Annotated in this window: 21 protein-coding genes and 1 tRNA gene; 10 read left to right on the top strand and 12 right to left on the bottom strand. The window is 52.0% G+C overall.

The window, feature by feature from the left end; genetic code table 11:
• The first annotated feature begins 115 nt into the window (after positions 1-115).
• The 5 genes from cmoA to CFK45_RS11150 all read left to right on the top strand — a co-directional run bounded on the left by cmoA (position 116) and on the right by CFK45_RS11150 (position 4,406).
• Positions 116-871, top strand: coding sequence for a carboxy-S-adenosyl-L-methionine synthase CmoA (gene cmoA / locus CFK45_RS11170; RefSeq protein ID WP_096086521.1), 756 nt, complete (start codon positions 116-118; stop codon positions 869-871).
• Positions 872-938: 67 nt separating this feature from the next.
• Complete coding sequence (gene cmoB, locus CFK45_RS11165) at positions 939-1,931, top strand: tRNA 5-methoxyuridine(34)/uridine 5-oxyacetic acid(34) synthase CmoB (RefSeq protein ID WP_096086520.1); 993 nt, start codon at positions 939-941, stop codon at positions 1,929-1,931.
• A 16-nt stretch (positions 1,932-1,947) separates the two neighbouring features.
• Positions 1,948-2,442, top strand: coding sequence for a GNAT family N-acetyltransferase (locus CFK45_RS11160; protein WP_096086519.1), 495 nt, complete (start codon positions 1,948-1,950; stop codon positions 2,440-2,442).
• 14 nt (positions 2,443-2,456) lie between these two features.
• Entirely contained in the window at positions 2,457-3,455 is a 999-nt protein-coding gene (locus CFK45_RS11155) for a phosphotransferase (protein WP_096086518.1), read from the top strand.
• 6 nt (positions 3,456-3,461) lie between these two features.
• Positions 3,462-4,406 carry a 3'(2'),5'-bisphosphate nucleotidase CysQ family protein gene (locus tag CFK45_RS11150; protein ID WP_096086517.1) on the top strand — a complete coding sequence of 315 codons (945 nt, stop codon included), beginning with the start codon at positions 3,462-3,464 and terminating at the stop codon, positions 4,404-4,406.
• A gap of 26 nt (positions 4,407-4,432) precedes the next feature.
• Here CFK45_RS11150 and CFK45_RS11145 read toward each other — a convergent pair whose 3' ends face one another.
• Together CFK45_RS11145 and CFK45_RS11140 are read right to left on the bottom strand one after the other, a co-directional pair.
• Positions 4,433-5,071, bottom strand: coding sequence for an HAD-IA family hydrolase (locus CFK45_RS11145; RefSeq protein ID WP_096086516.1), 639 nt, complete (start codon positions 5,069-5,071; stop codon positions 4,433-4,435).
• 66 nt (positions 5,072-5,137) lie between these two features.
• A complete protein-coding gene (locus CFK45_RS11140) occupies positions 5,138-6,082 on the bottom strand; it encodes an RluA family pseudouridine synthase (protein ID WP_096086515.1) in 945 nt (314 codons plus the stop codon).
• 666 nt (positions 6,083-6,748) lie between these two features.
• Here CFK45_RS11140 and rne point away from each other — a divergent pair.
• The 4 genes from rne to CFK45_RS11120 all read left to right on the top strand — a co-directional run bounded on the left by rne (position 6,749) and on the right by CFK45_RS11120 (position 11,140).
• A complete protein-coding gene (rne, locus tag CFK45_RS11135) occupies positions 6,749-9,547 on the top strand; it encodes a ribonuclease E (protein WP_096086514.1) in 2,799 nt (932 codons plus the stop codon).
• Between the two features lie 87 nt (positions 9,548-9,634).
• Positions 9,635-9,722, top strand: a tRNA-Ser gene (locus CFK45_RS11130).
• Between the two features lie 282 nt (positions 9,723-10,004).
• Complete coding sequence (locus CFK45_RS11125; RefSeq protein ID WP_096086513.1) at positions 10,005-10,373, top strand: MbcA/ParS/Xre antitoxin family protein; 369 nt, start codon at positions 10,005-10,007, stop codon at positions 10,371-10,373.
• Positions 10,370-11,140 carry an RES family NAD+ phosphorylase gene (locus CFK45_RS11120; protein ID WP_096086512.1) on the top strand — a complete coding sequence of 257 codons (771 nt, stop codon included), beginning with the start codon at positions 10,370-10,372 and terminating at the stop codon, positions 11,138-11,140. Before CFK45_RS11125 ends, CFK45_RS11120 begins: the two co-directional genes overlap by 4 nt.
• Positions 11,141-11,205: 65 nt before the next feature.
• On the opposite strand, the gene gorA is transcribed toward CFK45_RS11120, so the two are convergent.
• The 5 genes from gorA to CFK45_RS11095 form a co-directional block, all read right to left on the bottom strand.
• On the bottom strand, positions 11,206-12,558 hold the full coding sequence (gorA, locus tag CFK45_RS11115; RefSeq protein ID WP_096086511.1) for a glutathione-disulfide reductase: 1,353 nt from the start codon (positions 12,556-12,558) through the stop codon (positions 11,206-11,208).
• Positions 12,559-12,783: 225 nt separating this feature from the next.
• Positions 12,784-13,740 carry an LPP20 family lipoprotein gene (locus CFK45_RS11110; protein ID WP_143247557.1) on the bottom strand — a complete coding sequence of 319 codons (957 nt, stop codon included), beginning with the start codon at positions 13,738-13,740 and terminating at the stop codon, positions 12,784-12,786.
• A gap of 31 nt (positions 13,741-13,771) precedes the next feature.
• On the bottom strand, positions 13,772-15,070 hold the full coding sequence (locus CFK45_RS11105; protein ID WP_096086509.1) for a COG3014 family protein: 1,299 nt from the start codon (positions 15,068-15,070) through the stop codon (positions 13,772-13,774).
• Positions 15,071-15,145: 75 nt separating this feature from the next.
• Positions 15,146-15,742: a penicillin-binding protein activator LpoB gene (locus tag CFK45_RS11100; protein WP_096086508.1), complete on the bottom strand. Its 597-nt coding sequence runs from the start codon at positions 15,740-15,742 to the stop codon at positions 15,146-15,148.
• Positions 15,742-16,290, bottom strand: a complete 549-nt coding sequence (locus tag CFK45_RS11095; RefSeq protein WP_096086507.1) for an LPP20 family lipoprotein — start codon at positions 16,288-16,290, stop codon at positions 15,742-15,744. Before CFK45_RS11095 ends, CFK45_RS11100 begins: the two co-directional genes overlap by 1 nt.
• Before the next feature lie 482 nt (positions 16,291-16,772).
• On the opposite strand from CFK45_RS11095, the gene CFK45_RS11090 reads away from it, so the two are divergent.
• Entirely contained in the window at positions 16,773-18,152 is a 1,380-nt protein-coding gene (locus tag CFK45_RS11090) for a hypothetical protein (RefSeq protein ID WP_096086506.1), read from the top strand.
• Between the two features lie 62 nt (positions 18,153-18,214).
• On the opposite strand, the gene cysG is transcribed toward CFK45_RS11090, so the two are convergent.
• From cysG to lolA, 5 genes are all read right to left on the bottom strand, one after another.
• Positions 18,215-19,609 (bottom strand): siroheme synthase CysG, encoded by a 1,395-nt coding sequence (gene cysG, locus CFK45_RS11085; protein WP_096086505.1) that lies wholly within the window; start codon positions 19,607-19,609, stop codon positions 18,215-18,217.
• A 134-nt stretch (positions 19,610-19,743) separates the two neighbouring features.
• Positions 19,744-21,024 carry a serine--tRNA ligase gene (gene serS / locus CFK45_RS11080; protein WP_096086504.1) on the bottom strand — a complete coding sequence of 427 codons (1,281 nt, stop codon included), beginning with the start codon at positions 21,022-21,024 and terminating at the stop codon, positions 19,744-19,746.
• A gap of 10 nt (positions 21,025-21,034) precedes the next feature.
• On the bottom strand, positions 21,035-21,409 hold the full coding sequence (gene crcB, locus CFK45_RS11075; RefSeq protein ID WP_096086503.1) for a fluoride efflux transporter CrcB: 375 nt from the start codon (positions 21,407-21,409) through the stop codon (positions 21,035-21,037).
• A 9-nt stretch (positions 21,410-21,418) separates the two neighbouring features.
• Entirely contained in the window at positions 21,419-22,750 is a 1,332-nt protein-coding gene (locus CFK45_RS11070; RefSeq protein ID WP_096086502.1) for a replication-associated recombination protein A, read from the bottom strand.
• Positions 22,743-23,405, bottom strand: a complete 663-nt coding sequence (lolA, locus tag CFK45_RS11065; protein WP_158224674.1) for an outer membrane lipoprotein periplasmic chaperone LolA — start codon at positions 23,403-23,405, stop codon at positions 22,743-22,745. The genes CFK45_RS11070 and lolA overlap by 8 nt, the downstream gene beginning before the upstream one ends.
• Between the last annotated feature and the right edge of the window lie 4 nt (positions 23,406-23,409).

The raw sequence follows: 23,409 nt of genomic DNA, 5'->3' as shown, positions 1-23,409 counted from the left end.
TTATTCCTTTTATTTCCTAACAGTGAGTGTAGTTGATTGTTAGGCTCTGACGAGGCGGCTATCATGGCGCCCCATCACAACCCACAGCGCAATGCCAAACTGCACAGGTAGCCTTATGCACAGCGACAACAACCATGGCAAGGACCACGGCAAAGACAACATTTATGCCAGCGCCCTAAATGACGTGCCGCAGTTTCGCTTTGACCAGCAGGTTGTCGATGTCTTTCCGGATATGATCAAGCGCTCGGTGCCCGGTTACAGCACCATTTTGGCCGGCCTTGCACAAATTGTTGAACGCTACGCCCAGGCCCAAACACACTGTTACGATCTGGGCTGCTCACTTGGCGCTTCACTGCTGGCAATGCGTCACCGCGTTTTAGCCGAAGGTGTAAGCATCGTTGGCATCGATAACAGCGCCGCGATGATAGAGCGCTGCCGCCAGGTAGTCGCGGCCGACGCCAGCGAGTGCCCAGTTGAGCTTATCCACGGCGACATACTCAAGCAGGAATTTAAGCCCATGTCGGTCTGTGTGCTTAATTTTACTTTGCAGTTTATTGAACCGGCTGAGCGCCTGGCGCTGTTAAAGAAAATTAGCGCCGCGATGGTACCGGGCGGTGTATTGCTGCTGTCCGAAAAGCTGCACTTTGACGACAGCGAACACAACGAATTAATGATCAAGCTGCATCACAACTTTAAGCGCAGCAATGGTTACAGCGAACTGGAAATTGCCCAAAAGCGCGAAGCCATTGAAAAAGTCTTACTGCCCGAGAGTTTTGCCTGCCACAAGCAGCGCTTGCTCGACGCCGGTTTTCGCAGCGCCGATCTGTGGTTTCAGTGTTTTAACTTTTCATCAATCATCGCGTTTAAATAACAACTAGCTAAGCACAAGTACAAAAAACAGCTACTTAAAACACAGCCACTTAAAATTAAGCAAAGCCATGCTGGATTTCACTTCATTTTATCAGCGCCTGGAACACAGTCGCCTCGCCAAATTCCGCGACTTTTTTGAAACGCAGATTAATGCCAACTTCAATTGCAAGCGCCACGGCGATCTCGATACCTTGCTTGGCAGCTTAAAGCAGCTGCCAGTGATTGACGATGCGGTACTCAACTGCAAAGACCAGGTTAGCCTAAGCAGCCAGAGCATTCGCCCCGAGCAGCAGGCGGCGATCGATGCCGCACTCAAGCAGTTGATCCCGTGGCGCAAAGGCCCATTTCAGGTATTTGCCACTCACATCGACACCGAATGGCGCTCTGACTGGAAATGGCAGCGGGTACTGCCCCACTTAAGCCCGCTGGCCGGGCGCAAGGTGCTGGATGTCGGTTGCGGCAGCGGTTATCACTGCTGGCGCATGCTCGGTGAACAAGCCCAGTGGGTGCTCGGCGTCGAGCCTTCTGCGCGCTTTATGCTGCAGTTTGCGCTGATCAAACACTTTGCCCCTGACAGCGCCATCGACCTCGTCCCGCTGACACTCGAACAAATGCCTGCGCCTTTGGATTTTTTTGACACGGTGTTTTCGATGGGGGTGCTCTACCATCGCAGCTCGCCGATGGACCACCTCAAAGAACTGCGCGCCTGCCTCAGACCCGGCGGTGAGCTGGTGCTGGAAACCCTGGTGGTCGACGGAGAGCTCGGTTACAGCCTAGTACCCGATGATCGCTATGCGCAGATGCGCAACGTCTGGTTTTTACCGAGCGTGCCGACCCTGATTCAATGGTTAGGCAAGTGTGGTTTCGAAGCTGCCCGCTGCGTTGACTTAAATCAGACCAGCCTCGATGAGCAGCGCAGCACCGAGTGGATGCCCTCGCACTCACTGCGGGATTTTCTTGATGCCGATAACCCCGCGCTAACAGTCGAGGGGCTGCCGGCACCAAAGCGAGCCGTCATTATTGCCAAACGCCCCGAAGCCAAACGCCACAACCGCGCCTAACAAGTAGAATTCACCAATGACTTTAGATACTAAAATCAGCGTTCAGATTGTTGACTATAACAACAGCAGCGACAGCCGCGCTTTACTTGCCCTGCTGGAACAGTATGCTCTCGACCCGATGGGCGGCGCTTCACCGCTGCCCGAACACACTCGCGCGAGCCTTTGTAAAAAATTGGCCGAGCGCAGCGATGCACTCAGTCTTATCGCCTGGGCCGGCGACGAAGCCGTGGGCCTTGTTAACGCATTTGAAGGCTTTTCAACATTTGCCGCACAGGCGCTCATCAACGTTCACGATGTCTATATCAAACCCGAATATCGCGGCCGGGGAGTACTGGAACAGATCTTCCAAAGACTCGACACCATAGCCACGCAGCGCAACTGCTGTAAACTCACGCTCGAAGTTTTGGCCAACAACCAGCGCGCTCAGGCGGCCTACCGCAAGCTCGGCTTTGGCGCTTACGAATTAGCAGACAGCGCCGGTCAGGCACTGTTTTGGCAAAAAAAGCTTTAATAAAAGTTTGATACGTGGGCGAGCTCAACAGCGAATTGATCTGCAAGGCCACCGGTGCCAGCGCCATTGTCGGCAGCGAAAAACTGCAATCTCTGTGGAGCGGTTGCGGCGAGATTGTGCGCGTGTTTTTGAATGATGGCTTATTTGATTCGATCATCGTTAAACATATCAAGCTGCCAGAGCAAATAGCCCACCCGAGAGGCTGGAACAGCAAACGCGCACATCAACGCAAATGGCGTTCGTACCAAGTCGAGTGCCACTGGTACCAGCACTATGCAAAACACTGCCCAGAGCAAAGCCCACTGCCCGAGTGCCTCGGCGTGCTGCAAAACGAACACGAGATCTACCTGCTGTTAAGCGATTTGCGCTTAGCCGGTTTTAGCGAAGTAAAGAATAAGCTGACTGTCGATGAGCTGCGCGCCTGTTTAAATTGGCTAGCCAGCTTTCACGCAAATTTCATGCAGCAATCTGCGCCGGAGCTATGGCCGATCGGCTGTTATTGGCATCTTGAGACGCGCCCAGACGAGCTCGCGGCACTCGCCGACACCCAGCTTAAAAACGCCGCGGCAGCCATCGATAAAAAGCTGAGCTCTGCGCGTTTTCAAACCCTGGTTCACGGCGATGCCAAGCTCGCAAACTTCTGTTTTAGCGGCGCTGCACAGACAAACAGCCAAACTCGTGTTGCCGCTGTAGACTTCCAGTACGTCGGCCGCGGCTGCGGCATAAAAGACGTCGCCTATTTTTTAGGTAGCTGCTTAAACGAACAGGAGTGTGAAGAATTGGCCGAAGCCCTGCTCGATGATTATTTTTTAGCGCTCAACCGGGCACTCGAGTCAAGCCAGCCCACACTTGATAGACAGGCTTTAAATCGCGAGTGGCGCGCACTGTACGCGTACGCCTGGGCCGACTTCCAGCGCTTTCTTCTGGGCTGGAGCCCAGGCCACTGGAAAATAAACACTTACAGCCAAACGCTGACCAAACAGGTATTGCAGCAACTTGGCAAATACCACTGAGCCCTTATGTCCGACCACACAGCGCTATTCAGTTTCGAACAGCTGAGCGAGCTTTGCACTGTGGCCGTTTGCGCCGCAAAAAAGGCAGGCGCATATTGCGCCCGTGTTGATCGCTCAACGCTGACGGTCGATTATAAAAACCCAGGGGCGAGCCTTGCCGCCCAAGTGGTTAGCGATGTCGACCGGCGCTGCGAACAAATCATCAACGACAGCCTATTAAAAAGCTGCCGACAATTAGATATCGCACTTTTATCGGAAGAAGCTTGTGAGCGCCACAATGAGCAGCTGGCGCACCGCTTTAATCGTGAATTTTTCTGGTGCATAGACCCGCTCGATGGCAGCCTGCCGTTTATTCAGGGCCACGCCGGTTTTGCCGTTTCAATTGCGCTGGTCAGACGCACGGGCGAAGCCGTTCTCGGGGTTGTCTACGACCCGGTTAGCGATACGGTCTTTTCTGCCATTGACGGGGGTGGCGCCTCCAAAAATCGGCGCCCACTCAGTGCCCCACTCGAGCTAACATTACAAAACAAAGCGTTAACTAACGACTCCGCCTTAACACTTTATGCCGATCGCAGCTTTCGAGACGACAAGCATTACCACCATTGGCAGCGCCAGCTTACTTCGCTTGCCAAAGAACTTGGCTGCACCGGCCTTAACGAGGTTTACGGCAACGGCGCGGTAAAGAATGCCTGCGCCACTCTCGAGCACAGCTTAAGTTTTTATATTAAATTTCCAAAAGCGAATCCGGGCGGCGGCAGCCTCTGGGACTTTGCCGCAAGCGCCTGTATCGCCAGAGAAGCCGGGGCCTGGGTCAGCGATATACACGGCCAGACGCTGGACTTAAACCGCCGGGAGTCGACGTACTTAAATCACCGCGGCATTTTATATGCTTCGAGCCACGCGCTCGGTAAGCAGCTGCTAAAACTGTGCCGTGAACGCAGCCCGAACTAGAGCCTGGTGATATTGCAGCTTTAATTTTAATTAAATTGCCAGTCGAGAATTTGCTCAAAGTCGTCCACCAACATATCCGGCTTACACGCCTTTAAGCGCTCAACGCTGTGCGCACCAAAACTAACGGCGATTTTTTTCATGCCGCAGTTGTCGGCCATGCGCATATCCCACTCTGTATCCCCGACCATCACTGCATCCGCAACGGTCACGCCCGCCTCGTCTAAAAGCTGCTCTAACATCAGCGGATGCGGTTTTGAAGCGCTTTCATCGGCACAGCGACTGTGGTGAAAAAATTCATTGAGCTCAAGCGCATCGAGAATACGATCAAGTCCGCGCCGGCTCTTGCCGGTTGCCACAGCAAGGCGAAAATCTTCGCCTGCCAACTGCTCCAGCGTTTTTAGCACGCCAGGAAAAAACGCCGACGGAACTCGGTCTGCATCACTGTAGTGACGGCTGTATGCGAGGCGCATCGTTTCTTGTTGAGATGGGCTAATACCGGGGTAAAGTAACTGCAGCGCCTCGGGCATGGCCAAACCAATGATGTTTTTTATCTCGTCACTGTGAAGCACATCGAGCCCACTGTCTTCGGCCGCAGCCTGCATGCAGCTGGCAATCTTGTCGGTCGAATCGCTAAGTGTTCCGTCCCAGTCAAAAATAAAGAGCATAACTACCTCATACTACGCGCAAAGCGGGTGTGTTTTTGACGACAAGAACATCGGGCTTGCGCCAAACTAGCTTAAAGGCTCAAGTTTTAGCAAAGCTTTGTGAAGCTCTTCTGGCAGCTCGGCCTCGACTTCCAGGCGCTCGCCATTTGGCAGTGGCAAGCTCAGCGCTTTAGCATGCAAAAATAATCGCTTAAAGCCCTTGTTGCGCATCAAGCGATTAAACGACTCGGCACCGTATTTGTCGTCGCCAACCAAAGCGTGACCGGCGTGCTTAGCGTGAACACGTATTTGATGGGTGCGCCCTGTCAGAGGTTTTGCCTCAACTAAGCTTGCCTCGCGATAGTGTTTAAGCAGCTGGAAGCGTGTTTTCGAGGCCTTGCCCTCACGGCCATTCACTTCGACATAGCGCTCGCCGCCGCGCGCTTCGCGCTTATATAACGCGGCATCTACCATCGTCAGTCGCCTTGGCCAGCGCCCATCGACCAGCGCCCAATAGGTTTTCTGGATCGAGCCTGCCTCGCGCAACAAATCTTGCAAATATTTGAGCATGCGCCGCTTCTTGGCAATCATAATGCAGCCGGAAGTATCCCGATCCAAACGGTGCACAAGCTCGAGGTAGGCTCCATCGGGCGCTTGAGCCCGCAGCGCCTCAATCAAACCCAAGTTCACCCCGCTGCCGCCGTGAACAGCCAGGCCCGAAGGTTTATTGACAATCAACAGCTCATTGCTTTCATAAACTGTACTGTGCTCGAGCAGTTGTAAAAGGCCGGCACCTGGCTTGTGTTGAACCGAGCTATCGTCGATCTTAACCGGCGGCACCCTGACCACATCGCCGATATAAAGGCGCGTATCCGGCTTGGCCCGCCCCTTGTTTACGCGCACCTCACCTTTGCGAATAATGCGATACACCAGCGACTTCGGCGCGCCCTTGAGTGTCTTCATTAAGAAATTATCGAGGCGCTGAGCATCACTGCCCTCATCAATTTCAATCATTCTGACGCGCGTATTCATAAACACCTGGTTACATTTGGCTGACATCTGCGCCTTATACGCATAGTACCCAGCAAAGGCAAGCAAACAGCTATACAGTCGTTTGCTTGCACAGAGGCACAGTGCTATAGTCTGCGAGCGTCTACGACTGGCTTTCCAGCCCCTTTGCCAATTGCAAAGGACTGAAGACGAGACGCAACAGCCCCGGCTATAGCTTGTGGGCAGAAAAAATGTTCGGGGCGACGCTGCAAGACTAAAACCCAGCTCAAACCGGAAACATAAATCGAGTTAGCGATAAGCACGGCTTGATGTCGCCCTGACAACCGAAACTGACGGCTCAGGGAACAGTGAGGTAAGCACCTCGAACAGGTAAGGCTCAGCAGTTGATCGACAACGATCACATACCGCATTGATAGAAAACCAGGCAGGCCCGACAGATTTGGCCACTTGGTTGTTGAGCACAAAGACATCGCCTTTAAGGACAATAACTGGTCTTGAGAATACCAGCAGAATTACAACGACTTGGTCGGCACGCCCACTTTGCGCTGCTTTGCAGCCCTTTTACAGCTTGCACTAAGACCCAGACGCGATTAATTCCCGCCTTTTAAAAGATCGCGGCGCGCCCTGTTGTGCGCCGCTATTGCCTGTGTTTGTCGCAAAACTCTCAACTTAAGAGTAACGCGATACATGAAACGCATGTTAATCAATGCGACCCAACCAGAAGAAATTCGGGTCGCGCTGGTCGATGGCCAATGGCTGTACGACCTCGATATTGAAAACCGTCTGCGCGAGCAGAAAAAAGCCAATATTTATAAAGGCAAAATCACCCGTATTGAGCCAAGCCTCGAAGCGGCATTTGTCGACTACGGCTCAGAGCGCCACGGTTTTCTCCCGCTAAAAGAAATCTCCCGCGAATATTTCCAAAAAGATCCTAAAAACATCGATGGCCGCGTTCGCATCAAGGACGTAGTAAAAGAAGGCCAGGAAGTTATTGTTCAGGTCGACAAAGAAGAGCGCGGCAACAAAGGCGCCGCCCTGACCACCTTCATTAGCCTCGCCGGCCGCTACCTGGTATTAATGCCAAACAATCCGCGCGCAGGTGGTATCAGCCGCCGCATTGACGGCAGCGACCGCGCCGAGCTCAAAGATGCGCTCAGCGGCATTGAAGTCCCCAAAGGCATGGGCGTCATTGTGCGCACTGCCGGCGTTGGCCGAAGCTCCGAAGAGCTGCAAGCGGATTTGAGCTACCTCGAGCAGCTGTGGACAGCCATCAAAGAAGAGAGCGACGGCTCGCCTGCTCCGCACTTTTTATTCAAAGAAAGCAATGTCATTATTCGCGCGATTCGCGACTACCTGCGCCCAGATATCGGTGAAGTTATCGTCGACAACCGCGAAGCCTTTGACCTGGCCTCGGCATTTATCCATCAGGTTATGCCGCACTACCACAGCAAGGTTAAATACTACGAAGAGAGCACCCCGCTTTTTAATCGTTTCCAGATCGAAGGCCAAATAGAAACCGCCTTTGAGCGCGAAGTAAAACTGCCTTCTGGCGGCGCCATTGTTATCGACGTAACAGAGGCGTTGATCAGCATCGATATCAACTCTTCGCGCGCCACCAAAGGCGGCGACATCGAAGAGACGGCGCTGCAAACCAACCTTGAAGCAGCTGACGAGATCGCTCGCCAGTTGCGCCTGCGCGACATGGGCGGCCTGGTAGTTATCGATTTTATCGACATGCAGGGCGCCAAAAATCAGCGCGAAGTAGAAAATCGCATGAAAGATGCGCTGGGCATGGACAGAGCGCGCGTTCAAATTGGCCGCATCAGCCGTTTTGGCCTGCTCGAAATGAGTCGCCAGCGCTTGCGCCCATCGCTCGACGAGATGACTTCGAAGGTCTGCCCTCGCTGTGTTGGCCAGGGCATTATCCGCGGCACCAAAAATATCGCTCTGTCGATTTTGCGCCTTGTCGAAGAGGAGGCTCTTAAGGATCGCAGCGCCGAGATTCGCGCCATTGTGCCGGTTGCCGTCGCCACCTTTTTGTTAAATGAAAAGCGCGAAGCGCTGTCCGGCATCGAAAAACGCAACAATATTCGCGTGGTCATCCTGCCCAATCACGACATGGTAACTCCGCACTTTGAAGTTCAACGCCTGCGCGACGACGACGTTGAAAGCGTGGAACTGAGCTATGAGATTGAGCTGAGCAAAGAAGACGCCGAGACCGTCAGCGACGACAGTGAAAAAGCAGCGGCCATGCCTAAAGCAGCCGTGCAACAGGTGCCCACACGCGCACCGGTAGCCAGTGCAGACAAGCCAAGCGGCAAAACAGCACAAAACAAGAGCAAAGATGAGCAAAAGCCATTTTTCCTCTGGGCAATGCTTTCCAGCCTGTTATCTATATTTGCGCCCAAACCTAAGAAAAAACAAAAAGCCCACAGTAAGTCGCGCAGCCGCAATCGCAATCAACGCGGCCGCAACAACAATCGCAACCGCAACCGTCGCCGCAACAATGATCGTCGCCGTGACAGTGATGAGGTCAGCGATAACCTGCAGCGCCCGGAACGTGAAAAAGACAGCAAGCAGGGCAAACGCAAAAACGATAAGGCAGACAACGAGCAAAAAACTCAGAATCGCCGCAATCGCAACAAAACACGGCCAAGTGAAAACGAAGACGCGGATGAAAGCGGCGATCGCCCTCAACGCCGCCCCCGCAATCGCCAGGAGCGCAATAAAAAACGCCAGCGCGGACCCAAGCCTGAGCTTGCCGAACAAAACCAGACTGAAGCGCCTGTAGAGCAGAAACTCGACAGCAGTAAAAATAGCGGCGAAAACAACACGCCAAAAGCGAGCAAGGCTGAAAACAAAAAGGCCAAGCAGAATCAAGCACTGCAGCAGCAAGTCACTGACGCCATAGACAGTGCCGAAACCATGCGCAGCGAAGCGGGCCTGGAGCAAAAACACGCACCTAAACGCAAAGCTGAGCGCCCTGCGCCCGAAACGGCCAGTGAAACAAAGGCACAAGTGCGCGAGCCCAGCGCCGAGCTTCATGCTGAGCCCCAAGCTGCAAGCAGCGAAACTCAGCAAGCTTCAGCAGCTGAAGCGGGCCCTGCTAACACAACTGCAGGCAACGTCGAGAACGTCGAGAACGTCGAGAGCCACTCTGAGGTCAAGACAAGCCCCACTGATGCACAAGACAAAGCTGCAGAGCCTGAGGCCAGAGACGAAGCCACAACCGAGGCGCCGCTTAACCCGGAAGCTCAAAGCCAAGATGCGGGCAACCCGGAAGCAGCGAGTTCGGCTGGCAACAATGTGCGCGCCGCGAATGATCCCCGAGTACAACCCAAGCCGGTGATCAATACAGCCATCAGCAGTGTCGTTGTAGAGATCAATTTGAGTGCGCCATTAAACACGGCCGACACACCTCAAATTGAGCAAAATGCGCGCAGTTTACCGCGCCCGGCCAACGACCCGCGCAACCAACGCGCTTAAGTTGTTTAAGCTTTGTACGCTTAACAACTTAGTGTGCTAAAAGCACTTGCCAGAGTGCTGGCAGTGAGTATAATGCACAGCCTTTCCGGTGGAGTGGCTGAGTGGTCGAAAGCGGCGGTCTTGAAAACCGTTGACTGTAACAGGTCCCGGGGTTCGAATCCCTGCTCCACCGCCATCTAAAAAGGCCCGCAATTGCGGGCCTTTTTTTATTGCCCCTTGCTCAATAATTTCCCCAATTATTTAAATGAGTTCACCCGGGCTAGCCCATCGACAATTTCAGCCCCAAAACAATCCGGCTCATCGTTACTTGCTGCTCTCACAATTTGCCGCACGCAAAAAATAGCCCTGAGCCACACCAAAAGCAAAACTTAAAAGTCGTTTATATAAGCCAGCGCAGAAAAAGTGCAAATAACACAAAACGGGTGTATATTGTTCAAATATCACTCTCGGGGCTACTATGAACGCACACGCCAATCTTTCTGCTGATGCCTCCGCTGTGCTCGCCAAAGCTATTTTGCGAGCCTCTTCACAACTGGGTTTAAAGCAGGCCGAGCTCGGTCAAGCGCTGGGCATGCACCGCACCGCAATAAGCAAACTTAAGGGCGCCAGCCTCGATCCGCAATCCAAGGCCGGCGAACTAGCGCTGATGCTAATTCGCGTCTCCAGGGCGCTCTACGGCCTCTGTGGCGGCGACGAAAAACTGATGCAGCACTTTATGCGCCAGCCCAATACACTCACTGGCGGCATACCGGCCGAGCAGGTAAAAAGCGTTAGCGGCTTGGTGAATGTACTGCGCTTTGTTGATGCCATTAGGGCTAAGGTTTGAACTCAAAGCAAGTTCAGAGCATCTGGCAACAGTGCAACGGCGATCGACATTTTCGCCAGCTCAAGCTCAAGCTATATCGCCTCGTTGAGAGCCAGGAGCAAGTTGCCACACTCGGTTATGTCGACAACCTCGAAGAGCAGGCCCTGCTTGAGCAACTACTCGAGCAAAATAAACCGCCGCTGATTGATGGCTGCGAGCAGCTGCACTACTTGTTGAGCACACCTTTTCGCTACCCACCGCTGCAGTGGGGCTCGCGCTTTGGCCAAGTGCACGAGCGCTCTATATTTTATGCCGCCTGCGATCAAAGCAGCTGCCTTAGTGAGTCGGCCTATTACCGATTTGTTTTTTTGTTTTCAATGCAAGGCGGCCTTGGCGAGCTCGCCAATGTGCGCAGCGAGCACAGCATGTTTTCGGTAAATATCGCCACCAAACGCGGCATCGCACTTGAGCTTGAGCCCTTTTCGCAGCATGAGGCCGACCTGGCCCACCCCAGCGACTACAGCAGCAGCCAGGCGCTCGGCACGGCAATGCGAGCCAGCGAAGTACAAGCGTTTACCTATATATCAGCGCGATCTAAAGAGCGCGGACGCTGCGCGGGCCTGTTCACACCCTCACCCTTCACCAGCAAAAAACCGGCGGGCACCAGCAGCTGGATATGCGAACTCAACAACAGTGAAGTGAAATTTAAACAGCTCGGCGAAACCAAGCTGTGGCGCTTCCCGCTATGTGATTTTCTTATCGATGGCCAGTTTCCGAGCCCAGCCTAAGGCCGGGCTCAAGCCGGTAAAAAGCACCGGCGCTAAGCTCAAACAAACGCAAGATCAGCATTAGCTTATGCCCTGGGTTCGCGCATGGTTACCAGTTCTTCTGCCGCTGTTGGGTGAATACCAATGGTCTGATCAAAGTGCGCTTTGCTCGCCCCGGCCTTCATCGCGACTGCGACACTTTGAATCATCTCACCGGCGGCCTCTCCGACCACGTGAGCACCGAGTATTGCATCACTTTGCTTATCGACCAGTAGCTTCATCAACATGCACTCTTGCAAACCGCTGACAGTATGTTTGAGCGGCTTGAAATTACTGGCGTAGACATCAAAGTCCAGGCCCTGAGCTCTAGCCTCGTCCTCAGTTAAACCGACCGTGGCAATATTTGGCTGGCAAAAGACAGCCGTAGCGATATTGCTGTAATCAACAGCCAAGGCTTCACCAGCATACCAGTGCTTCGCCAGAGCCATGCCTTCGGCAAGCGCTACAGGCGTCAATTGAACTCGGCCAATAACATCACCAACAGCGTAAATACTATCGACATTCGTTTTAAACGTATCATCAACCCGAATAAAGCCGCGCTCATCAAGCTCAACACCCGCGGCACTTAAATTCAAGGCCGAAGTTTTCGCCGAGCGGCCAATTGCTGAAAACACCGCATCAAAGCATTCGCGCCGCCCACTAACAAAACTAACCTCTAATGAACCATCGTCATTTTTATCTATCGAGGCAATATCGTCGTTAAAGCGCAGCGTTAAACCCTGTTGCTGAACCTGCTCGGCAACAAATTCGCGTACTTCCGTATCAAAACCTCGCAGGAAAAGCTGCTTGCGATAGACCAGCGTCGTATCCACACCGAGGCCATTAAATATTCCGGCAAATTCAACCGCAATATAACCCCCACCCTGAACCAACACCTTTTTGGGCAAGGTATCGAGCCCAAACACTTCATTTGAAGTCAGCACGTGTTCGGCGCCGGGAAAACTCGGGCGCCTGGGCCAGCCGCCCGTAGCAATGAGGATTTTTTCCGCAGTTATTTGTTGACCGGCGACATCGACGGTGTGAGCATCGACAAAACTCGCCAGGCCGTAATGCAGGCTAACACCGGCGCCGTCGAGCAAGCGCCCGTAAATACCATTTAAACGCTCAACTTCAGCGCGGGTGTTATCGCGCAGCGTCGGCCACTGAAATTCTGGCTCGGCCTGCTGCCAACCAAAGGCCAGCGCCGCCTCGCGCTGAGCGCGAAACTCAGAGGCGTAGACAAACAATTTTTTCGGCACACAACCGACGTTGACGCAGGTGCCCCCGAGGTAGAGGTTTTCCGCAATACCGACCTTAGCACCCAACGACGCAGCTATACGCGCCGCTCTAACACCACCAGAACCGGCACCAATCACAAACAAATCATAATCGTAGGCCACAGGGCTCTCCCGCTACATCATTCTATGTTTTTGAAACAAGCAACTAATTATCAAGACCACATCTATGCAAGATAGGCCCGCCACAACTAACACTAGGCGGACCGGGTCTATCTCACTGCAACTCGAGCTTAGTAGCACTGACTTAGCTAAAGCTTACAGCGATGCGGCACAAACATCGCCAGATACAAAACTATTGCTGCGATTAAGGAAAACTAAGATACGCCTCTAGGGCTGCGCGTCGGTCAATAATAATTGAAACAAAGCCTCATCAAATTGATTTTCAAGCTCCGTATTCAGGCGCGACTGCAAAGCGCCTTGCTGACGCGCTGAGACCTTAAAATTCTGACTGAGCTTGCGTGTCACCTTGCCCTGCTCGCTAAGCGCCAAGTTGAGACTGGCGCGCAACCAGTACCAGCCCTGCTGCTCAAACACCTCATCCCGATTTAGGCTTGCGCTGATTTGCAGCGGTGACTCGCTGACGATCGCCAAACCCAAATCAGAGGCGCTGGCGCTCAACTGGCTTTTTAACTCGTCAGAATTTGCACTGAGGCTAAATTTCAAACTGCTCATGGCGTTGCGAAACAGCGTTTCAATATCGGCGGAACTTGTTGATGTGGCAATACCGCGATCGGCCACAACAATTAAATTTCGATTTAAGTTCTCACGCTTCAGTGCAAGCCCGTGCGCCTCTTTCAATGCCGATAAGGCGCTAAAAACATTTGGCGCATCGCCTGATGCGTATTTCAAACGCTCATCAATTTGCGTATCTGCCTGACGAATATCTTCGCGGAAATTGCGGGCGGCAATGCTTTTATCGAGCACAACAAGCGCATAGACCTGACCGGCTTCGCTTTGATAATGCTCGACGATTTTGGCGCCTTCAAGCTGCATGCGCGCTTCGCTGTTGATATGGCGACTAACATCGGTGCTTGTTTGGCCACTATCACTATTAAAACTCGAGGCATCGATTTGTTTTTCATATATCGATACTGAAAACATTTTTGCCAGATTCGCCTGCGCACGCGTATTAGCCTGGTCGATATTATCGCCCTGACCGACAGCGCTTAAATACTGCTGCTCATCGTAAAGTGTCTTAGGCTGCATCACCCACTCAGGCTGCTTGCCAGAGCTGGCGCATGCGCAAATTAAAACAAGCATCAATCCATAAGCTAACTGTTTCATTTTTAACCCCCTGTTGAGACAGTGATCCGCGTTAATATGCGGCGGTAAAATAATGCGCTGCCACACCACTTAGCAAAATCACATTAAATGTATCATCGGCCAAAGCTGCGCTGGCGCTGATCGTGCGATCAGCCGTCATCGGCGTCTTGGCAACTGTGTTTAACAACTGTTGTACATGTTCGGCATCGGCGCGCACCAACTGAATAGACGACGGCAGCAGCGCCCACTGGCGCGTATCGGCATATTCACTGACCAAGGTCAGCACATTGGCCACCGCCCCCAAGATGTTGTCTTGCTCCTGCGCTTTTTTAACCATCATATATTTGTTAGCCGCCCGCGCCAGTGCGGTTGCTGAAATGCGTCCCATCGACGCATCGAGATCCTCCCTAACCCTAAGCTCCAGGTCCTCAATCACTTCGGTACGCCAAGGCGAGCTGGCCAAATTCGAGCGCAACTCGCGCGGGTGATAGGTGTTGGCCGGGAAACGAGGCAGGGCCACAGATAAATACACTTCGTCGACATCCCACCACAAAGTCGTGTTATGACTTTGCATCTGACTGATCACACCATCAAAATACACCAGCACACTTTGCTGCTTTTGCTTTGACTGTAAAACAATACGCTCTGAAAAACGCTGCTGGTAACTGCGATATTCATCGCCGAGCCCAAGCGCTTGACTCAACTTCAACAAACTCAGCTGCAGAGCTTCGGGAATGGTTTCGCTGCGCTTGTTCAACAGCTCATAGGCGTGACGGTAGCTAATCATCGCATTGTCGCGCTCGCCGTTAAGCTCGTAAACCAATCCGGCGATCGAGTGCATGCTGGCAAGCTGGCCCGACAGTGGGCGCCGCTCGGCCAGTTTTTTCATCGTCACATCCGACTGCAAGACCTCGACACGAGCGCCGTCAATATCGCCTTTCATCAGATAGGCCATCGCCAACATCGCGTGAACAAGGGTGTGATCTGTTGGTGTACCTGCATAGCTGCGCGTGGTTTCATTAATGGTAACCGCGCCTGCGCTTTCCGTAACAGACACTGCATCGAGCTTCTTCATGCCCTGCTTCGCCTGCTCAAGCTCACTGATGGCCTCGTCAAAACGACCGGTCACCAAAGCCATATAACCGAGATTTAGCTGGTGTTCGACCGCACTTTTACCATTTGACTGCGCGTGCTTAACTTTTGAATAAACGGTTTCTGCATCGTGCAGACTCGAGAGCTCATTCGCTGTTTGGTGCATGTCGATCGACAAGCTTGCACAGCCGTATAAAAACTGTACAAATACAAATAACAAAGCTAAACCAGAGGCGCGAGCAAACTTCGCTAAAGCCATAAAGAGAGCCTTCCCGGGCCAAAAGAAACGATTACGAGGCGACAATGCCGCCTCTAAAATAGATGCTGACTGCGATTAATAACGCAATTTGGCGTTTTTAACGTACTTTTTAATTTTCTTCTGACCAACCCACACCTTGCGGTTATCAGCAAGCGAAATCAGCGTTAAATCAACCTGATAATAACGCACCTGCTTTTTTCCTTCGGCGTCAATAATGGTATTGATTTGCCCCTTGAGCATAAAATCGGCACCCAGCTCACGGCCTGCTGCATTGCGAGTTTCTTCGCTCGCGTTTAAATCCTGATCCTCGCGCTCACCGCGAATTTCCTGGCGCTCGCTCGCTGATGCTACAAACTGCACACGACCAGAATTAATCAGTTCGCGCTCCATATCGGCAATAAACGTCTTGGTGTTGATGTGTTCGTGGCTGAGGTTTTTTACTTCGCCAACAATAACCGCTGGGCTGTGCCCCTCTTTGGCCACAAACTGATCGATCCACGGGCGACTGAGCACATCGTCAATCATCGCCTCAGCTGTTTGCCGGGAGTCGACATCATTCCACGCACCGCTTAAATCAATGGTGCTATCTGTATCCACACGATCGACCGATGTTGCGCAACCAACCAGCATAAGTGTCGCTATGGCAAAAGCGGCAATGACAAACTTCTTCATTATTTCTGTTCCTTCATAAAACGATCAAAATTAGCATTAATATCCGACTTAAACTTATCGAGATCCAAGGTGCTCAATTTACCCGCGCGCTCAATAGCACTGTCGAGTTTTTCAAGGTTAAGCTCGGCGATAGAGTAAACCGTACCGGTTCGCTTATCGCGCCAGCGGCCAACAATTTCAGAACCATTTAAAGCCGAATCTGTCGTATTAATGATTTCGCGCTCAATGCTGCTATCTACCGCAGCACCATTGCTGGTGCTGTAATCCTTAATGCTGCTTTTCACAATTGTCGAAACCACTCGCGCGACTTCCGCGCGCGCTCGACCATCAGCCGTGGCACGCTGCAAACTCTGATCGCCCATGTCCGGTGCGGAACCTGTGCCGTGAATAAGCTGGCCTTTATCGTTATCAACGGCCTTAGTGCCTTCGTTAACCCAGTCTGGCGCACCTTTAATACCCAGATCGGATTCCACATCCGTGCGAGAGTTAGAACACGCAACGGCCAAAAGGCAGCTCGCGACGACAAAGAGTTTGAATAAATTGTGCATAGCATCCTCGCTAATTTGCAATCCAGAAGAGACCTGTGGCCCGATTTCATTTTTTGATAAAGCGGCGACCAGTATAGGCGACTTTGAGAAGCGGCGTCACCCGCATCCTCCAGGCACCTATCGCAAGTTACATATTGTTACAAACAAATAACAACCAGTGCTTAATTGAAAAACAAGCCCTCGACACTCTCCAGCCGACAACAGCAGCTATAAGCAAGACAAAAGCAAGCGAGAACCCGCTCAAATATTCGGCACAATGCGGCACCAAATACATCAATACGCGAAACCAGTCACACACTAAACGTAAACTGTAACACACCTTACTTTAAGGTCAGTACTGGCGACAGTGCCAAAGCTTGGCATGGCCGCCGGCCAACTATCACCAGGTCGCGTAAAAGCAGTCGTCACTGTCTAAGTACTCATCCGTACAAGCGGCTCACTGAAAACGCGCCTATTTAAAGCACAAATTTGAGGGATTATTTATGAAAAAAAGCGAGACTTATTCTGCTGTTAAGCTCGTCATTACTTTAACTTTAAAAACCTTACTGCTGCTTGGTCTTAACTCTAGCATTCACGCCGCAACGTATTGGGTTAACAACGAAGCATCATTGCTCGACGCATTGAATCGCGCCTACGTTGATCGAGATCAGAGCGACACCATTGTCGTCAGCGGAACGATTTATCTGAGCAAAACCATCAACATTCAAAGCAAGGTCACCATCAAAGGTGCCGACACACAACGGCAAAGTACATTAAAGCGTTACAACTGGGATTTTTCTGCACCGATGATTAATGTTCAATATCACGGTGTGACCCTACACAATTTAACGCTTCAGGGCATTGGCCAAAACAGCAACGTGCAACTGGCTAAGTACGCCAAGTGGGACAGCTCCAACAGTGCTTTAATTAACCTACCGGCAACCCACGCAGGCTTTAACCCAAACTATTTTAATATCTATGACTGCAATTTAATTGACAGCGCTATAGGCATAAGCTCTGTGGGCATCATTCCGCAAAATTTAAACATCAGCTACAACAGTTTCAATCGCGTCAATCGAGGCATAGAGCTGCTAAGGGATGTTTACCGGGCCCAGTGGCAGCTAGGCGATCGCCTTTACGCGGGCAAGTTAAACATCGCGCACAACCAGTTTCACGGCAATAATATTCGACTCGGCATAAGTATAGACGCCGGCAATGACGGCTTCCCCTATGTCGCGCCGAGCTTCCCTGATCACTACGCGCAGATTCGCAAAGATATCAAAGACAAAGCCAGCTACTTTGAGCCCGGCTCAAATATTAACTACAACAAAATATACAACGCACGAGAGTTTGGCATCGCCATGGCTACCGTTGCCAACCTGCATGTTGAAGGCAATTATGTGTCAAGCTACGGCAACGAAGGCGAATTTAGCGCTGGCATCAACATTGAGCACAACGCCAATAATATTGTGATAAAGCGCAATCAAATCCATGTCGGTACCAGCGGGAACTTTGCCAACGCCTTCACCGTACTGCCCTACAACGATCACGGCGCGCCACTTAACGCCGCTCAGGCATCAAGCAATATTACTTTCGACAACAATACCGTGACAGGTATCGGCAGAAACGTCTTTTTTGCATCCGGCTACAAAAACTTGGTGATTAGCAACACCAATGCAAACAACTTCCAAAGCACGGATAGCTGGGGCATCAACGCAGTACTGCACAATGTTCCAGGCGCGCAAAGCAACAGCAGTGCCTGGTCAAACAGCAATTTAAAATTTGCCCAGTGGTGGGTATTTAGTGGCACCGGCAGCAAGGCGCCACAAACCTATTATTACGATAACAACGGGCAGCTACAAAGTTACGCCGAAGCGCTATAAAAGCAGCCATCTACAACAAGCAGCGCTGGTTTTAATCAGCGCTGCTTTTGTTTGCACTGCCTTTATTCAGCACTACTTTGATACCAGGCGAGCTTGTTAGCCAGCGATACGACACCGCCGATAATAAGCAAGGTTGGTGCGTGTACTTCTTTTTCCTCAACAATTTGCTGCAGATTTTCAAGGCAGCCCAAGTGCACACGCTGATCAGGTTGTGTGCCGCGCTCAACCAGAGCCGCGGGTGTTTGCGCATCCTTACCGTGCTCAATAAGTTTTGAGCAGATTTGCGCCAAACCAGTCAAGCCCATATAAAACACCAGCGTCTGACTGTCTTCAACAAACTCTTTCCAGCGAAAGTCGAGTACACCATCTTTTACATGCCCGGTAATAAAACGTACGCTCTGGCTAAAATCACGATGCGTCAATGGAATGCCCGCATAACTTGCGCAACCGGAAGCTGCAGTAATGCCCGGCACCACCTGAAAAGCGACATTGTGCTCGCTTAACAGCTCGATTTCTTCCGCGCCGCGGCCAAAGATAAACGGGTCACCACCTTTTAAACGCAGCACACGTTTGCCCTGCTGAGCGTATTCGAGCAGCATTTCATTAATGCGCTTTTGTGGAACAGCGTGCTCGGCCCGCTGCTTGCCAACATAAATAAAGTCCGCATCTTTGCGAACCATGTCGAGAATAGGCTGAGTCACAAGCCTGTCGTAGAGTACGACTTCCGCCTTTTGCATCAGGCGCAACGCTTTAAATGTCAGCAAATCCGGATCACCCGGGCCAGCACCGACAAGATAGACCTCTCCGCCGCGCTCGACTTTTTGCTGTGCCAGGTCGGCAAGCAGCTGCTGCTCGGCTTGCTCTTCATTGCCGGCAAGTACTTTTTCAGCGATGTCTCCGGTTAAGCAATTCTCCCAAAAGCGCCGGCGCAGCTCCATATCGGGCACGCCCTGTTTAATCCGATCGCGAAAGCCCGCGGCAAATTGTGCGAGCTTGCCGTAGGAACCTGGGATCAGCGTCTCTATCAGCGATTTTACTTTGCGAGCCAGCACCGGTGCCTGGCCACCGCTCGCCACAGCAATCATCAATGGGCTGCGATCGATAATGGCCGGCGTAATCACGGTGCATAACTCGGGGTTATCGACCACATTCACCGGTAAATTTCTCTGCTGACACAGCACCGAGAGCTCTTGGTTAACAGCTTCATCGTCTGTTGCGGCAACAACCAGCACATACTCATTTAAATTAACCGCTGCTTCAGACCAGGGCTGAACAAGCAGCTGACCACCACTTTGTTTACATAAAGCGGTTACCTCTGGCAAAGATTGTTCAGCGAGTAAATCGACTTGAGCGCCAGCTCGGCAAAGCAAGCGGGCTTTGCGCAGCGCGACGTCGCCACCGCCGACAAGTAACGCTTTTCTGCCGTCGAGCTTAAAAAATAACGGGAAATAATCCATAGTTCAGCCTCTTACCGCGCAGGCAAATACGCAACGTTGCCTGCAATCATAACCACTAGCAGCTTAGCGCCTGCCAAATGAACTTGCCCGGCAAAAAGCCGGGCAAGTTTAGAAAAGCCAAGGTGTAAACAGCGCTACGCAGCACCGATTAATTCCTTGCCCGCCATATAGGCACGCAGACATTCGGGCACCGTAACGCTGCCATCGGCGTTTTGATAATTTTCCAAAATCGCAACCAGAGTACGGCCAACCGCCAGGCCGGAACCATTGATAGTATGCAAAAGTTCAGGTTTACCGGTTTCCTTGTTGCGAAAACGCGCTTTCATACGGCGCGCCTGAAAGTCACCAAAATTTGAACACGAGCTAATTTCGCGATAACAATCCTGGCTTGGCAACCACACTTCAAGGTCATAGGTCGTGCGCGATGAAAAGCCGACATCACCCGCACAGAGAATAACTTTGCGATATGGCAGAGCCAGTTTTTGCAAAATTGCCTCAGCGTGAGAGGTTAAGGCCTCAAGCGCCGCCTCGCTATCTTGCGGTTTGACAAACTGTACCAGCTCAACTTTTTCAAATTGATGCTGGCGTATCATGCCGCGCGTATCGCGCCCATAACTGCCCGCCTCGGAACGAAAACAAGGCGTGTGCGCACAAAAGCGCAGAGGCAGCATGCTCTCGTCAACAATCTCATCGCGCATAATATTGGTGACCGGCACCTCGGCGGTGGGAATCAAATAAAACTCGCGCTCATCGTTGAGTTTAAATAAGTCCTCTTCAAATTTCGGTAATTGGCCAGTGCCAAAAAGGCTTTGCTTGTTGACGATATAAGGTACATTGACTTCGCTGTAAGCGTGCTGTTCGCTGTGCGTATCAAGCATAAATTGAATAAGGGCACGATGCATGCGCGCAATATCTTTTTTTATCACCGCAAAACGCGAACCGGTAATTTTTGCCGCCAGCTCAAAGTCGAGCCCGTCGACACCTGAGCCAACATCGACATGGTCTTTGATTTCAAAATCAAAACTGCGCGGCTCGCCCCAACGGTTTATTTCGACATTATCGCTTTCATCTTTGCCTGCAGGCACCTTGTCAGAGAGCAGATTCGGCACACCAAAAAGCAGCTCATCAAATTTGTTTTGCAGCGTTTTCAGCTCGGCCTCAGCTTGGCTTAACTCGCCTTTTAAACTCTCAACTTCGGCAAGCAGCGGCTGAATATCTTCGCCAGCAGCTTTGGCTTTACCGATATTTTTTGAACGTGCATTGCGCTCGCTTTGCAGTTGCTCGGCCCGGCTCTGCAGCTCGCGGCGCTCGCTCTCGAGTTTTTGATATGCGCTGGCATCAAAAGTAAAACCGCGCTTGGCCAAGTTTGCGACAACGGCATCGAGATCGGAACGAAAAAGTTTAGGATCTAACATAGGTGTTAACTTAACTAATCAATTGTTTTGCGACATAAACACCAAGGCCTGCGCCCAGCACACTCAAAATAGCGGTGCCGAGCCAATAGGCCAAAGCAGTTTTCCAATAGTGATCTGTCAGAAGCGATAACACTTCTACAGAGAACGTTGAATACGTAGTAAAAGCACCGAGCATGCCGACCAGCAAAAAGTGGCGCCAAACATCACTCAGTAAGGCCTTTTCAACAATAAATACAAAACCCAGCCCCATCAGAAAGCAGCCCAGCATATTAGCGGCAAAGGTGGCTATGGGAAAACGAAAGCCGTAAGAGGCAAATGATAGAGCGAGACTGTAACGCAAGCATGCACCGATGGCTCCGCCACAGGCCACTGCCAACCAGTTCATAAACACTCCTTAACTATTCGAACGAGCCTTGTGATTTAATTCACGCAGAGAACGCATTTTTTCAGAAATTTTTATTTCCAGGCCCCGCTCCACCGGCTGATAATAGCTGCGCTCTTCCCAGCCATCGGGAAAATAAAACTCGCCAGCGGCAAACGCGCCCGGCTCGTTGTGGGCATAGCGATACTCGCGGCCGTAACCGAGCTCTTTCATCAGCTTACTGGGGGCATTGCGCAAGTGCACCGGCACATCAAAGCCGGGGCTTTGGTGGATGTCTGCTCGCGCGGATTTGAAAGCATTATACACAGCATTACTCTTTGGCGCCGCTGCGAGATAAAGCACCGCCTGGGCAAGCGCCAGCTCGCCCTCGGGGCTGCCGAGGCGCTCTTGTACATCCCAGGCATTTAAACAAAGCTGTAAAGCCCTGGGATCGGCATTGCCAATATCTTCCGATGCAATGCGCAATAAACGCCTTGCCACATAAAGTGGATCACAGCCGCCATCGAGCATCGCCATCATCCAAAAAAGCGAGGCATCCGCATCGGAACCGCGCACACTTTTGTGCAGAGCAGAGATCTGCTCGTAAAAAATATCGCCGCCCTTATCAAACATGCGCAGGCCATCGCCGATCACGTCAGCGAGCTCCTCTAAACCAATTTCGGCAGCGTCATCGACCAGGTCACTGGCTATTTCAAGCACATTTAAACAGGCTCTGGCATCGCCGCCGCTACTTTTGACCAAGCACTCAAGGGCTTCGTCGGCGATGCTTAACTGGCGCTCACCGAGGCCGCGCTCAACATCCGCCAGCGCCTGCACAACCAGTGTTTTCAGAGCGGCATCATCCAGTGCTTTTAACACATAGGTGCGACAGCGTGACAGCAGCGCATTGTTGACTTCAAAGCTTGGATTTTCAGTGGTCGCACCGACAAAAATGACCGTGCCATCCTCAACATAGGGCAAAAAGGCATCTTGCTGGGCCTTGTTAAAACGGTGAACCTCATCGACAAAAAGAATGCTGCGCTTGTTATTGGCAATACGGTACTGCTTGGCCTGCTCTATTGCCGAGCGCAGCTCTTTGACGCCACTTAGCACCGCCGACACAGATAAAAACTGCGCGTCGATTTCGTTTGCCAGCAGACGCGCCAAGGTGGTTTTGCCGACGCCGGGCGGCCCCCACAACAGCATCGAATGCGGTTGATTCTGCTCGAGCACTTTGCGCAGCGCTCGCCCGCGCCCAAGTAAGTGCTGTTGCCCCAGGTATTGCTCGAGTGTTTGCGGGCGCATGCGCGCAGCCAACGGCGCTGCTTGCAAGGCGCTGGCTTGGCTGTCAAAAAGATCAGTCATTGACGACGACGTCGACCCCCTCGGGCACAACAAAATTAAACAGGGTCTCGTCCATAGCGCCATTGAAAGCTCTATCGCTTAAAACTGTTTCAGTGCGCTGGCGCATGCGGTCTTGCATCTCGATACGTTTTAGGCCGCTGTCATCAAAGTCAAAACGAAGCGAACTGAAGGCGGCGTTTTTTTCTGTGCTTCTCGGCACAAGTAAAAAGCATGCTTGCAATTCGCACTCTTCTTCAGCAATGGCAAACTGCTCGGCCAACTGTTCTTTGCTCTGCGCCAGCATCGTCATCGGACCTTCAAGCATCGCCGCACTTTTGTAGATACTCACCTGCTCAAGGTCGGGGTCGTAGAGCCATATTTTAGCGCCGTCGCCGACAACCAGTTGCTCTTGCGGCTCGCGACAGTGCCAGCGCAGCATGGCTGGGCGTTTTAATTGCAACTGGCCGAGCTGTTCGGCAACGAGCCAGCCGGCGTGGTCGTGCACCTTTTGCTCAAAATCAGCGCTCAGCGACTGCACTGAACTAAGTCGCTCATAGAGCGCATTGGTGGCTTTACTGACACCATCCGCGCCGGCACTGGCGGCGGTGAATACAGCGAGCGCGAACAGCGCCAACTGTGCAGAACAAAAACCTAAAAGACCTGAGTTTTTATACATATTA

Origin of the sequence: Agaribacterium haliotis (assembly GCF_002312815.1) — a bacterium.
Taxonomy (GTDB): Bacteria; Pseudomonadota; Gammaproteobacteria; order Pseudomonadales; family Cellvibrionaceae; genus Agaribacterium; species Agaribacterium haliotis.
Note: the sequence above shows the minus strand (reverse complement) of the source record. Positions and strands in the feature narration are given on the sequence as shown.